Raw genomic sequence first — 12,786 nt, forward strand, 5'->3', positions numbered from 1 at the left:
CTCAATGTCGCATTCGGTCAACGGGAATTTCGAGGTGCTGCATGGGCTTTTTCTCGGGTTCCAGTAACAACTGCAAAACGGCTTTGGCTAGAAACCGGCCAGCGTCACTGACATCCTCGAACTCGACGACAATATTCTCACGAAACATTTTCAGGACGGGGATTACTTCTTTGGAATACACGTCGATATCCTCGCCGAGCTTGCGCCCCATCTGTTCAATCGCAACGATTGCCGCAATCGCTGTTTTAGACGACGAACTGACGATTGCGTCAACTTCCGACGAGTTCTGTAGCCTGTGTTTTATCCAGTGCCGGAGCTGGTCCGAGGACTGATCGCTGTCAACGTTTTGAGCGATGCGGTAACTCAAGCCTAACCTGCTGCAGGCTTCTTCCAGCCCGCGCTTCATATCTTGCGAATAGTTCTGATTTAGCGGTGGCAGGATCGCATGGATGTTTTCCCGACCTCTTGCAGCCAAACGATTGATCGCCACACGCATGAAAGCGCTGTTGTCATAGTCGTAGTAGGCGTGCCGCTCGCACCATTTTGTCCGTCCATGCGTTGCAAAAGGGAAGTTGTGCTTAAGCAGGTATTCGACGCGCCGGTCTTCGGGTTCGGTCATGTTGAAGATGACGGCATCAGCAGAGCGTGTCTTGACGATATACTCGATGGGCCGCAGCGAATCTTCGTCGGGGAACCAAGGCAGCACGTTGAGATGAAACCTTGTGCCACGCAGTTCCTGCGCAATCGAACTGGTCAATCTTGAAGTGTTGTTGATGACGTCGCCCTCGGCGGGAACAACAAGTGAAATAACATTTGTACGTCCGGTTCTTAGACGTACTCCAGCGCGGTTCGGAACGTAGCCGATGGCATCCGCAACGTGGCGAACAAGCTGTTTTGTCTCTTGTCCTATGTCCGGTGCATCGCCCAACGCGCGCGAAACTGTGGCCACCGCTAAGCCACTGATGCGCGAAATGGTTTTCTGCGTCGGTCGCTCTCCCGGCAGAACTTGAGAGACCAACTCTTCAGTACTTAATTGCCTGACTTCGGCCACCGTTTTCTTCATCGACCCTCTCCGTTCACCAATAGTTGGCAACTTGCGCAAGATGTGTACTTCCATCGCGACCGGCTTCGGCAGTACTCAGATGGATTTATAGCGAGTCAAAAAAAATGCTTGCAAGGCATTTCTGTAACGATATAGATTTTTACTATAACGTTATAGTAAGGGAGGATGACATGAAGCGGATAAAATATCTGCTCTCGGCAACAGCGCTTGTTGTGGCGACAAGCGCGTCGGCAACTGAATTGGAAGTGATGCATTGGTGGACGTCGGGCGGTGAGGCCGAGGCGGTCAAGGAAATCGCGAACGCGTTCAACGCAACAGGCAACACCTGGGTCGATGCAGCCATCGCGGGCGGCGACAACGCAAGGCCGGTCATGATAAGCCGTATTGTTGGCGGAGATCCGATGGGCGCGTTTCAGTTCAATCATGGCAGGCAGGCTGAAGAGCTGATCGAAGCGGGCCTGCTCCGTGACATCACCGACATTGCCGAAGCAGAAGGCTGGACGGATCTGGTAAACCCGCCTTCTCTACTGGCTTCCTGCACTGTTGATGGCCGCATCTACTGCGCGCCTGTCAACATTCACTCCTGGCAGTGGCTCTGGGTCAGCCACAAGGCATACGAAGATGCAGGTGTTCCCATCCCGACAAATTGGACTGAATTCGTAGGCTCGGCCTCCGCGCTCGAAGCCGCGGGCAAGATCCCCATGGCCATGGGTCAGCAGGGCTGGCAGCAGGCCGGTGCGTTCAGTGTTCTGATCGCAAGCCTCTTGCCAAGTGAAGTTTATAACAGCGTATACGGTGACAAGAATACGGATGTTGCTGGTGGTGCCGAAGTCGCCAGCGTCTTCAAAGCTGCTGCCGATGCGCGGTCAATGGCCGCCAACTCAACGGTTCAGAATTGGAACGACGCGACTGCGCTGGTCATCAAAGGCGAAGCCGGTGGCCAGATCATGGGGGATTGGGCGCAGGGTGAAATGGCAGTCGCAAACGTTACCGCTGGCGAGGATTACAGTTGCCTTCCTGGGCTGGGCATGAATCCGCGTCTTTCAACAGGCGGAGATGCATTCTACTTCCCTGTTCTCTCGGACGAAGCCCAGATCGCCGCGCAAACCGAGCTGGCTAAACTGATGCTCGATCCCGAAACGCAAGTGGCCTTCAACCTCAAGAAGGGGTCGCTCCCTGTGCGCGGTGACGTAAACCTGGACGCGGCCAATGACTGCATGGCGAAAGGCCTCGATTTGCTCAAGGCGGGCGCGCTGTTGCCCGACGTGAACCAGTTGATCACGCCAGACACCAACGATCAGCTAAAAACGCTGTTCACAGAGTTCTTTGCGGATGCGTCGATGACACCCGAAGATGCGCAGAAAGAATTCGTTAAGATCATCGGTCGGGCTGAATAAATACTGACAGTGGATTGCGGGCTCACTTGCCCGCAATCCGACACCAACAGTTGAAGGGAGGGGGAGCAGATGGCTTCGCAACGCCCAAACCAACTGTTCCGCAACCTGAACGCAAAAATAGCCTCGATCCCCATGATCGTTACCGCTCTGTTTGTGTTCGTTGGTGGGACAGCCTGGACAGTGGTTTACAGCTTCACCAGTTCGGGATTGCTGCCGCGGCTGAATTGGGTTGGCCTTGATCAATACGACCGCCTCTGGGGTACGAAAAAGTGGCTGGTTGCGATCGAGAATCTTGCAATTTATGGCTTTTGTATGCTCGCTCTGGTGTTCGTGATCGGGTTCATCCTCGCGGCGCTGATCGATCAGAAAATACGTTTTGAAAACACCATCCGCACCGTCATCCTTTACCCCTATGCCCTGAGTTTTGTCGTCACAGGGTTGGTTTGGCAATGGATACTGAACCCTGAATTCGGCATCGAAGCCATCGTCAGGGGAATGGGGTGGCAAAGCTTCGAATTCGACCCGCTTTACAACCCGGAAATCGCCATATTCGGTGTCCTGATTGCCGGGCTCTGGCAAGGCAGCGGGCTGGTTATGGTCCTCATGCTCGCTGGATTGCGCGGGATAGATCAGGATGTCTGGAAAGCCGCACGCGTGGACGGCATTCCCGCATGGAAAACTTATCTGTTCATCGTCATTCCCATGATGCGCCCGGTGTTTATAACGACATTGGTTCTGACAGTAACCGGCATCGTCAAGCTATATGACTTGATCGTCGCGCAAACCAGCGGCGGCCCCGGTATCGCCACCGAAGTTCCCGCCAAATACGTCTACGACATGATGTTTGGCGCCAGCAACCTTGGTCAGGGCTTCGCTGCCTCGACCATGATGCTGCTCACAGTGGCCCTTGTCGTCATCCCTTGGGCCATCCTCGAGTTCGGAGGAGGGAAGAAACATGGTTGATGTCATGTCTACGACGCTCGAGGGGCCGCAGGGGCCCAAACCCACCAAGATGCTTTCGCGGAGAAACATCTTTCTCTATGGTACCTTGCTCGTCGCTGCACTCTACTACGCGCTGCCCCTCTACATCATGGTCGTCACGTCACTGAAGGGAATGCCGGAAATACGCGTCGGGAACATTTTTGCCCCGCCGCTCGAAGTCACTTTCGAGCCCTGGGTCAAGGCTTGGTCCGAAGCCTGTACGGGCTTGAACTGTGAAGGCTTGAAGGTCGGCTTCTGGAATTCAGTCAGAATAACAATCCCTTCAGTCCTAATTTCGATCGTCGTCGCATCGGTGAACGGGTATGCCTTGGCGAACTGGCGTTTCAAAGGTGCAAACGCATTCTTCACCATCCTGATATTTGGCGCCTTCATTCCCTATCAGGTGATGCTCTATCCGATCGTCATCATGTTGCGAGAAGTCGGTCTTTATGGATCACTCACCGGGTTGGTCATTGTCCACACGATCTTTGGCATGCCCATTCTGACCCTGCTGTTCCGCAACTACTTTACCTCGTTGCCGGAAGAGTTGTTCAAAGCCGCTCGCGTCGATGGTGCTGGGTTCTGGCGCATCTACTTTCGCATCATGCTGCCGATGTCTGTGCCCATTTTCACCGTCGCCGTGATCCTGCAGGTCACAGGCATCTGGAATGACTTCCTGTTTGGCGTAGTCTACACCGGCCCAGATACTTACCCGATGACGGTACAACTCAATAACATCGTCAATTCCACGCAAGGCGTGAAGGAATACAACGTCAATATGGCCGCGACCATAATTACAGGCCTTGTTCCGCTGACCATCTATTTTGTCTCCGGCAAACTCTTCGTCCGCGGTATCGCGGCCGGCGCTGTCAAAGGGTAAACCCTCATGAGCAACTCAGTTGAAATCAAAAATCTTGATCTGGCGTTCGGTTCGGTCAAAGTGCTGCAAAACCTCAATCTGGAAATCGGCAAAGGCGAGTTTCTAGTGCTTCTCGGCTCGTCCGGTTGCGGAAAATCCACGCTGTTAAACTGTATCGCCGGCCTGCTTGACGTGACCGCAGGTCAGCTCTTTATCAACGACGAGAACGTGACATGGGCGGAACCTTCCGAGCGCGGTATCGGCATGGTTTTTCAATCCTATGCGCTCTATCCTCAAATGACGGTCGAGGGAAACCTGTCATTTGGTCTGAAAAACGCCAAGCTGCCTAAAGCCGAAATAGCAGCCCGCATCAAACGTGCAGCAGAGATCCTGCAAATCGAATCCTTGCTTAAACGCAAACCGGCCGCTCTGTCGGGAGGCCAGCGTCAAAGAGTTGCCATAGGGCGCGCATTGGTGCGGGACGTCGACGTTTTTTTGTTCGATGAGCCGCTGTCGAATCTGGATGCCAAATTGCGCGCGGACCTGCGTGTCGAGATCAAGCGTTTGCACCAGAACCTTGGAAATACGATGATCTACGTAACCCACGACCAAATCGAAGCCATGACGCTTGCGGATCGTATTGCGATTATGCGCGGCGGTCAGATCATGCAACTGGCATCACCGGAAGAAATCTATGGTCGCCCTGTAAACAAATACGTGGCTGACTTCATTGGATCACCGTCAATGAACTTTCTGGAAGGCCACATCAAAGACGGCGCTTTTGAAACGGGCAACCTTTCGATCCCACTATCGGGGTACGAATTCTCCGCTGGCCCGGCGACAGGTCCTGCGACTTTGGGGATCCGTCCCGAACACGTCATCACCGGCGAACTGGTCGGCAAAGCCCCTTTCCAGACAGATGTTTCGGTCAGCCTTATCGAGCCTACAGGATCAGATACACTCGTCGACTGCGAAATTGCCGGTAGCCCGTTCCGCGTCCGTATGGATGGGCAGGCCAAGATCGCGGTGGGCGAAAAACTGCAGCTCGGGCTCGATCTATCAAAGGCCTCGCTCTTCGACACCAAATCCGAACTGCGGCTGTGAGCCAAAAGCGTCCGCCATCATTGAAACAGTCAGACAATCAAAGGATTGAGTTATGCCTGCCATCTCCTATCAGCTTTATTCTTCGCGCAACTGGGACGTGGAGGAAACCTTTGCCATGCTCGCGGATCTGGGGATCAATGAGGTCGAAGGTTTCGGTCCATACTTTGATGATGTTGAAAAGACAAAATCCCTGCTCGACGCCTATGGCCTGACCATGCCGACGGCACATTTTGCCTTGGATTTGGTCGAAACCGACCCTGATCGTGTGATCGACGTTGCAAAAAAAATCGGCATTCAAACAATTGTCATCCCGTTTGTGGCACCCGAAAATCGTCCATCCTCGGCGCAGGGGTGGAAGGAATTTGGCGAGCGTCTTGTTTCTGCTAGCAAACCTGTCTTGAACGCAGGTCTTGGCTTTGCCTGGCACAACCACGACTTCGAAATGGTGCCCGTCGACGGTCAGACACCTCTAGATCTGATTGCCGCGGCCTCAGAGGATATCCAGATCGAACTTGATCTCGCTTGGGTAAAATTCAGCGGCGAGAACCCAGTCCAATGGATTGAAAAATACTCAGGACGGCTGGTCGCAGTGCACGTGAAGGACATCGCTCCGGTAGGAGAAAACGCGGACGAAGACGGCTGGGCAGATGTTGGCTATGGCACGATGGACTGGCCTGCGATCAAGCGGGCGATGGATGCTGCTCTCGTGCGACGTTACGTGATCGAGCACGATAATCCCAATGATCACAAGCGGATGGCTCAACGGTCACTCGCAACTGTTCAATCATTCTGAGGAAGAACGCGATGCAGGTATATGGTGTCGGAATAATCGGGTGCGGCAACATCTCGACCGCCTATCTGAATCTTGCGCCTTTGTTCAACTATATTGAAATCCGGGCAGTCGCGGACCTGAACATGGAAACCGCGCAGGACCGGGCTCAAGAGTTCGGCGTCCGCGCGGATACGGTCGAAGGTCTGCTGACAGCCGACGATATCGACATCATCCTCAATCTCACGATTCCAGCCGCGCATTTCAGTGTCACAACGTCGATCCTCGAAAATGGCAAGCACGCCTATTCGGAAAAACCGTTTGTATTGACCCTTGAGGAAGCTGAAACACTGCGGAAAATGGCGCAAGAACGAAATCTGCGGATCGGATCAGCGCCGGACACTTTCCTGGGCGGTGCCCATCAGGCGGCCCGTGCGGCAATCGACAGCGGCGAGGTGGGCGAGATCATCGGCGGCACATGCCATGTCATGTCGCATGGAATGGAGTCCTGGCACCCGAACCCGGACTTCTTTTTTCAACCAGGCGGCGGCCCAATCCTCGACCTCGGCCCTTACTACATCTCCAATCTTGTGCAGTTGATTGGCCCGGTTAAAGCCGTGACGGCCATGGCTTCGGCAAGCTTTGCTGAACGCGAGATCGGCAATGGACCACGATTGGGTGAAATGGTTCCGGTCGAGATCCCAACAAACGTTCACGCGCTCCTGGAGTTCGAAAACGGCGCTTTGATCACATTTGGGGCAAGTTGGGACGTCTGGGCGCATCGCCACGACAATATGGAGTTATACGGCACCAGCGGCTCTTTGTTCATTCCGGACCCAAATTTTTTTGGTGGCGAGGTGTTGATGTCAATGGCGCAGGGCGAAATCACACAAGTACCAGACAACAATCATCCATTTTCTGTAGCAAATGGTTCGGATGGATCCGGGGTGCACCGTGCCAACTATCGTTGCGCAGGCCTCGCGGAAATGGCTCAGGCTATTCAGGAAAACCGTCCACACCGGTGCAGCCTTGAGATGGCGACCCATGTTGTTGAAGTCATGACCAGCATTTTGGCCTCAGCGCAGGATCGCGGCTGGGCATCCATGACGACGACCTGCGACCAACCATCTTGGCTTGGCCCCGAACAAGCAGTCCAACTAATGCGGTGAAAACCACAATTTGCGCGATAGACGCAAAGTCAGCAGCTTCCCGCGCGCCGACCATCAGGTGCTAGTCCCTACGATTGTGGAAGCTTTCCGCTGAGTGTTGATTTACTTGTTTGGCCCTTTATCCGTAGTGCGCTTCTCGCGACACTTTGAACGGGCTGCTTCGGGCTCCCTGCGGTCGTTCGTAGCAACTTGCTTGAATGTCAGCTTAGCGAACAAAGCGAAATTTCGCTGCGGCTGCGCCAATGACTGCTTTAAACTACCACTTGAACACGTGACGTAGGACGCGGAGGTTGCCGCTTAGCTTGTTGCCTCCCAGATCCCCGGCAAGCCTTTGCAAGACGTCGCCAAAACCATAGTTTGGGATTGCATCTTGCACGGCCTTAACTTGCGCCCGTGTCAAACCTTTACGAATTTTGCCATCGGTCGCATCGACCCAATCGCCCTTGCGAACGGCTTCTACGATACGCTGGTTTGGGCCGCGGTAAGGGAAAACCTTGTGATGCCAGTGAATCGCATCCCGCAGCAATTTAGGATCAAACCCCCAGCCGTATTTCTCGTTGTCGGCCAAGGCATGTTCTTCAGATGGTTCCAGATATGCAAGCTCGTTCTCTGTCCAGAGGCCAATGTCGTGGTAAACAAATGCGGTTTCGACCAAAGGTCTTGCTTCTTCGTCGCCATCAAGAAAGTGCATTGCATAGGTGATCACACGATACACGTGACCCCGATATGCCGGGTAATCGTCGCCAATGATGTCGCGATAAGGGGCAAACAGGCTTTCTACACGATCACTATGATCGATAATATGAAGGTCATCGGGCATCTTACAGCCTCGCTTGGAATTGGTTGGCATAAGTTGTAATCAGGTGATTACAATGGTGGGCAAAGATAAGTCAACAGGTGATTACTTGAGTGTTGCATTAAACCAGCCAAAGATGTCTAGCGCGAAGCAGCGCAATCCATCCGCAACCAAAAATGCTCTGCTTGATGCAGCGCGAACAGAATTTCAGCGGACGGGGTATGAGGCGGCGAGCACACGCAATATCGCGTCGGATGCCGGGTGCAATGCCGCGCTCATCAATCGTTATTTTGGCTCGAAGATCGGCTTATTCGAAGCTGTCATGGAAGAATGTATTGATCTTGCCCCCCTTCAAGGCCTGTCACCAAATGAGATGGTTGAGGCATTGGCTGACATCGCCTTGGGCAAAGCTGATCCAACGGGTGGCTTTGACCCTATGGTCGTCGCTATCAAGTCTTCCGGTTCCGAGGAAGCGCAGGACGTTATTCGCAACAAGCTCGGTAACCCGATGGTCCAGCAACTTGCTGCTTTGATCGGCGGTAACAACTCTGATCAAAAGGCTGGAATGTTACTCAGCATCGTCTCAGGAATGTTCGTTGGTCGTGTTTCGGTGGATGCTGATGCTCTTTCTGCAGAACATGACGATGCCTTGAGAGCGTTACTAGGTCACGCGATGACGGCCGTGTTGTTGTCAGGGACGTAGAACGTCTGGTCATTTGATATTCTGCTTCAAAACGGCCATTCGCGCATGGCTCAGCATTTGGAAAAAGGGCTCGAAGTAGCCTTTCGCAGCACTAATGTTGGTGGTCGGCTTCGCGGATGCAGCGCGCGATACAGTCGTTGATGAATGGCCCGATGTTTGGGTGTTCGGCACGATCCGCATGATCTACTTCGAGTTTTTTTTGATTGTTCAGCATCTCCCAAATGTTGCTTTGGGCGTCAGGGTATCTCGGGTAAGAATTTAAATCGCGAGCAACATAACGCAGAGTTACATTGAATGCCCGAAAGCATCTCCAAGAGGTTAATCTTAGGTGGATTGTTCGCCCTGGCTGCGCTCGTTGCCGGAGCCGTCATGTGGTTCGTACTGTATGGACCAGGGGTGTGGACCGATAACATATCCAATCGCGACCTCTCTGACACGACCGTGGATGCTGGCCTGCCGAGCGAGGTAAACGGTCAATCCGCTGAACTCCTGTCGGCCTTTCACGGGCTCGATGCACTGCCGCGGGTATCTAACGTGATTTGCAGAGGATCAAAGGGAAATACAGGAATGCCTGTGGTCTTCTCGACTGAGATAGACATTTCGACGATGCAAGCGGGGGATTTTCGCATCACGACCCGGTCAGGAGCGACAGGGACAATGCACTGTGCGTCGGTCCTGCCTGCTACAGACCCTGGTGAGTTGCGCACGGTTCTTTTGATAGGGCAACTGGGACCCGCCGACAGCGACCCGCCTGTCAGAGTTGACATCATCGGCCATTTGCATTCGATCGATGGGACCATAGACTTTCGGGGAGCCAGTGTGCCGGTGATACCCCTCGAAGACGGTCCATCAATAACCCTGGCTGAAGTCGTGGACGACTGGACACAAGTCGGTACGCTGGGGCCTCGCCGTGTCAGAGGCAGTCTTTGTCCGACAAAAGGAATCGTGCAGGCAGTCCGTGTCACGTGGGAGGGCGGCGTGACATTGGAAGACGGCACCGAACCGGGCGAGGCAGAGCGCGACCTTTACACGATCACCGTCACCACAGCCGACGGTACCCGGCGCGACATAAAGCCAGCTGCGCTGGCCAACTTGGGAGACGGAGACAACAATCACATGCTCTGCATGGACACGAGTGACATGCCCGTCTCGGTGTCTTTTCCCGCAAGCGTTCTGACTGACCCGAATGGCGATCTGAACCCGGCGACAAGGGCTGACGTTTCACCGCTGCGATGACCGCTAGTAGACCGCGATTTGGGCTTTGCGGCCTGCAGCTTTGGGGTTCATAAAAGCGAATACTGGATATGACTCGTATGATCATTTCTGTCAGCGGGCGAAAGAGACTGCTTTGGGCTCAGCGCGGCCGTTCGCTGCGTTCCGTCTGAATGACCGCTGCGCGGGACAAAACTGCCTTTTGTCGGCGCTACCCGAATGATTGTTTTGCACTGCTTTGTGGAAAGATGTGGCTTGCAACCTAACTTCCAAAATTAGTTAGTATCGGATTCTGTCTCATGCCCTTTTTTGAACCAATCTTCGCTTTTGTGGTCACCACAACCATTTTTCGTTGTCGGTAAAGAATGTCGAGACACCATTTGAAATCTCCTTCCAAAATATTGTTCATCTGCAGCCCTCTGGTTGGACGATTTCGGTCTGTTGATACTCTTGCTAAACGATTGCAGTTGGATGGTCATACGGTGGTATTGGCCGTTCCACCTCAATTGTTGAAGTACTTGGGCACAAGCTCTCTAGAAACCCGGGAGATAGAACACTTTCGTCTTGGCGGCTTGAACGGGGGCTCACCTTCTGGATTGCGTGATTTCCTTCCAAGCGCGCGACGCAATCGGTTGTCGGGCTTGGCAAACGAACTGAACATTGCACCGGTGAAACAGTTGATCGACTGCGAAGCCCCTGATCTGGTTGTCATCGACTACGAAATGCACCCACACATCATCGCGGCTGTTGGAACTTCAAAGCCAGTGGCTCTGTTTACCGATCACTTCATTACGCAACCGAGTGGTGATTGCCCGCCCTTGCATACTGTACTTGTCCCCGGACACGACACCTCTTTTGCAATATGGAGAGCTTGGATTAGGATTTGGCTTAAGTTACGAAGAAAACGTATAAAAGCATGGATCGCAACTGGCGGTACAGATTACTTGTCGCTCCTTAAACACATGGCAAAAAGTCAAGGTTTTCGCCTGCAAAACCATACAACGCACTGGTGGTGGCAAGCACCATGTTTCTGGCGTAGTGTGCCGCTTGTAATCGCACAAAGTCCGGCGCTCGATTTTCCCGCCAACTATGACGGCCAATTGCGTCACATTGGCCCGATGGTACCACCTACCACACCGAGCCAAATGGACGACGAGGTGCGTGAATTTGCTTTGCGAGCAAAGTATCAAGGCAAGCGGGTCGTCTATATTTCCTTTGGCACGACCTTTAAGGCCAAGCCAGATGTTGTTTGGAACACATGGAGCGCGATAGAAGCTTGCGAGGATGTCGTCGCCATCCAAAGTACAGGTGGGCGCGGTGACTTCGAAGCTGAAGACGTGCCGAAAAATGTGCTTCTTGTAAACTGGGTGGAACAGGGAAATCTGCTGAATATTTGTGACGCGGCCATTATGCACGGCGGCGTCAATACATTGATAGAGTGTATAGAGACAAGTACTCCGATGCTTTCAATACCTGACCGCGTAGACCAGCCGGGCACAACGGCTCGCATAGTCTATCATGGCTTGGGTTTGAAATGCTCAAAAAAATCAACGGCAGAGGAAATCAAAAAATCGTTACGCTGTCTTCTGGATGATCCCTCTTATCATAAGCGTTGCGCCGAAATGAGATCCGCTTGCAAAGCTCTCGAACACGACATGACGGCTGAAACAGTGTTTCGGGAACTTCTGGACCGTTCTGAGCCTAGGGCACAACCCATACTTTACAGTCAGAGAAATCAATGACCGACACGTTTTTAGTATCTTCCGTAGAAGACAAACGAGAAGAAAAAACCAGAAAATACAGAAAACTCATTCGGAAATTGCGTAGGCGCGACGCCTTCCGGTTGTGGAAATACACGCCAGGAGGCGTTCCGGGATTGATTGTAATCGGCGCTCAGAAGTCGGGCACGACGACGCTTCATCAGATGTTGTCGCAACATCCGGAGCTTTGGGGACACCCGCGAAAAGAACTGCATTACTTCAACGAAAACATGTTCCGAGGAGAGAAATGGTACAGAAGCTTTTTCCCTCCACAAGGCGCGCGCACGTACTTTGACGTGACACCTGCCTACCTTTGTCATCCTTATGCCGCAGAACGAATGGCAGCGTTGCTGCCCACTGCTAAGCTGGTTGTACTGCTGCGCGAACCGGCTAGCCGCGCTTTGTCGCAATACTGGATGGAATACATGCGCGGCGAGGAAGACCTAGATATAGAGGCGGCTTTTGCTGCCGAGCCAGACCGCCTTGCAAATTATCCGGTTGCGCGACTGCGTCGCAAGCGGGCTTTTTCCAGAGCACATTTTCAACACGGCTACTTTTGGCGGGGCCTCTACGAGAAGCAACTAGAGCGATATTACAAAAATTTCGATCCTGCGCAGATCCTGATCCTCAAATCAGAGGACCTGAATACTGACCCAATGCGCGTTTTTGAGAACATTTGCGATTTCACGGGTGTCGCGCCTTTCGCACCGGATATCTTACGCATCAATCAAAGCCTCGTTGGCAATGTTATACGTAGCAGCCCCCCTGCGCTCTACCAGGCGTTATTGCAAAGGTACGAAGAGCCAAACGCGCGCCTTAGTGATCTGACGGGCATCTCCTGGTCGTAGTAGAGGCCTCGTCCCCACTTCATGTGTTTTGTATAGAGCCTCGTTCAGCAGTGCATTACGTATGCATAAAGAAAAGACGCGCCGCAGTTAGGGCAGAGCAAAAAAATGTGCACCCAACGAGGCAG

Annotated in this window: 12 protein-coding genes; 10 read left to right on the forward strand and 2 right to left on the reverse strand. The window is 53.2% G+C overall.

Annotated elements, in window-relative coordinates; translation table 11 throughout:
* Position 1: 1 nt before the first annotated feature.
* A complete protein-coding gene (locus GOX73_RS13465) occupies positions 2 to 1,063 on the reverse strand; it encodes a LacI family transcriptional regulator (protein ID WP_170387231.1) in 1,062 nt (353 codons plus the stop codon).
* Between the two features lie 170 nt (positions 1,064 to 1,233).
* Between GOX73_RS13465 and GOX73_RS13470 the strand changes: the two genes are divergently transcribed.
* The 6 genes from GOX73_RS13470 (at position 1,234) to GOX73_RS13495 (ending at position 7,342) form a co-directional block, all read left to right on the forward strand.
* On the forward strand, positions 1,234 to 2,460 hold the full coding sequence (locus GOX73_RS13470) for an ABC transporter substrate-binding protein (RefSeq protein WP_170387233.1): 1,227 nt from the start codon (positions 1,234 to 1,236) through the stop codon (positions 2,458 to 2,460).
* Positions 2,461 to 2,529: 69 nt separating this feature from the next.
* Positions 2,530 to 3,423, forward strand: coding sequence for a carbohydrate ABC transporter permease (locus GOX73_RS13475; RefSeq protein WP_170387234.1), 894 nt, complete (start codon positions 2,530 to 2,532; stop codon positions 3,421 to 3,423).
* Positions 3,416 to 4,321, forward strand: a complete 906-nt coding sequence (locus tag GOX73_RS13480; protein WP_170387236.1) for a carbohydrate ABC transporter permease — start codon at positions 3,416 to 3,418, stop codon at positions 4,319 to 4,321. Before GOX73_RS13475 ends, GOX73_RS13480 begins: the two co-directional genes overlap by 8 nt.
* Before the next feature lie 6 nt (positions 4,322 to 4,327).
* Positions 4,328 to 5,404 carry an ABC transporter ATP-binding protein gene (locus tag GOX73_RS13485; RefSeq protein ID WP_170620711.1) on the forward strand — a complete coding sequence of 359 codons (1,077 nt, stop codon included), beginning with the start codon at positions 4,328 to 4,330 and terminating at the stop codon, positions 5,402 to 5,404.
* Positions 5,405 to 5,456: 52 nt separating this feature from the next.
* Positions 5,457 to 6,197, forward strand: a complete 741-nt coding sequence (locus GOX73_RS13490) for a sugar phosphate isomerase/epimerase (RefSeq protein WP_171123526.1) — start codon at positions 5,457 to 5,459, stop codon at positions 6,195 to 6,197.
* 11 nt (positions 6,198 to 6,208) lie between these two features.
* Positions 6,209 to 7,342 (forward strand): Gfo/Idh/MocA family protein, encoded by a 1,134-nt coding sequence (locus tag GOX73_RS13495; RefSeq protein WP_171123524.1) that lies wholly within the window; start codon positions 6,209 to 6,211, stop codon positions 7,340 to 7,342.
* A 256-nt stretch (positions 7,343 to 7,598) separates the two neighbouring features.
* Here GOX73_RS13495 and GOX73_RS13500 read toward each other — a convergent pair whose 3' ends face one another.
* The gene (locus GOX73_RS13500) at positions 7,599 to 8,162 is read right to left on the reverse strand and encodes a phosphohydrolase (RefSeq protein ID WP_171123522.1); all 564 of its coding nucleotides are present in this window, start codon (positions 8,160 to 8,162) and stop codon (positions 7,599 to 7,601) included.
* Between the two features lie 52 nt (positions 8,163 to 8,214).
* On the opposite strand from GOX73_RS13500, the gene GOX73_RS13505 reads away from it, so the two are divergent.
* The 4 genes from GOX73_RS13505 (at position 8,215) to GOX73_RS13520 (ending at position 12,661) form a co-directional block, all read left to right on the forward strand.
* Complete coding sequence (locus GOX73_RS13505) at positions 8,215 to 8,841, forward strand: TetR/AcrR family transcriptional regulator (RefSeq protein WP_171123520.1); 627 nt, start codon at positions 8,215 to 8,217, stop codon at positions 8,839 to 8,841.
* Between the two features lie 294 nt (positions 8,842 to 9,135).
* Positions 9,136 to 10,077 carry a hypothetical protein gene (locus GOX73_RS20615; RefSeq protein WP_174825669.1) on the forward strand — a complete coding sequence of 314 codons (942 nt, stop codon included), beginning with the start codon at positions 9,136 to 9,138 and terminating at the stop codon, positions 10,075 to 10,077.
* 617 nt (positions 10,078 to 10,694) lie between these two features.
* A complete protein-coding gene (locus GOX73_RS13515; protein WP_171134971.1) occupies positions 10,695 to 11,795 on the forward strand; it encodes a glycosyltransferase in 1,101 nt (366 codons plus the stop codon).
* On the forward strand, positions 11,792 to 12,661 hold the full coding sequence (locus GOX73_RS13520; protein WP_171134972.1) for a sulfotransferase: 870 nt from the start codon (positions 11,792 to 11,794) through the stop codon (positions 12,659 to 12,661). Before GOX73_RS13515 ends, GOX73_RS13520 begins: the two co-directional genes overlap by 4 nt.
* Positions 12,662 to 12,786: the final 125 nt, after the last annotated feature.

Source organism: Ruegeria sp. HKCCD7221 (assembly GCF_013031225.1).
Lineage (GTDB): Bacteria > Pseudomonadota > Alphaproteobacteria > Rhodobacterales > Rhodobacteraceae > Ruegeria.

Bases quoted from the DNA above. Each gene is read 5' to 3' on its own strand.
- GOX73_RS13465 (WP_170387231.1), bottom strand. From the start codon at position 1,063: ATGAAGAAAACGGTGGCCGAAGTCAGGCAATTAAGTACTGAAGAGTTG.
- GOX73_RS13470 (WP_170387233.1), top strand. From the start codon at position 1,234: ATGAAGCGGATAAAATATCTGCTCTCGGCAACAGCGCTTGTTGTGGCG.
- GOX73_RS13475 (WP_170387234.1), top strand. From the start codon at position 2,530: ATGGCTTCGCAACGCCCAAACCAACTGTTCCGCAACCTGAACGCAAAA.
- GOX73_RS13480 (WP_170387236.1), top strand. From the start codon at position 3,416: ATGGTTGATGTCATGTCTACGACGCTCGAGGGGCCGCAGGGGCCCAAA.
- GOX73_RS13485 (WP_170620711.1), top strand. From the start codon at position 4,328: ATGAGCAACTCAGTTGAAATCAAAAATCTTGATCTGGCGTTCGGTTCG.
- GOX73_RS13490 (WP_171123526.1), top strand. From the start codon at position 5,457: ATGCCTGCCATCTCCTATCAGCTTTATTCTTCGCGCAACTGGGACGTG.
- GOX73_RS13495 (WP_171123524.1), top strand. From the start codon at position 6,209: ATGCAGGTATATGGTGTCGGAATAATCGGGTGCGGCAACATCTCGACC.
- GOX73_RS13500 (WP_171123522.1), bottom strand. From the start codon at position 8,162: ATGCCCGATGACCTTCATATTATCGATCATAGTGATCGTGTAGAAAGC.
- GOX73_RS13505 (WP_171123520.1), top strand. From the start codon at position 8,215: ATGGTGGGCAAAGATAAGTCAACAGGTGATTACTTGAGTGTTGCATTA.
- GOX73_RS20615 (WP_174825669.1), top strand. From the start codon at position 9,136: ATGCCCGAAAGCATCTCCAAGAGGTTAATCTTAGGTGGATTGTTCGCC.
- GOX73_RS13520 (WP_171134972.1), top strand. From the start codon at position 11,792: ATGACCGACACGTTTTTAGTATCTTCCGTAGAAGACAAACGAGAAGAA.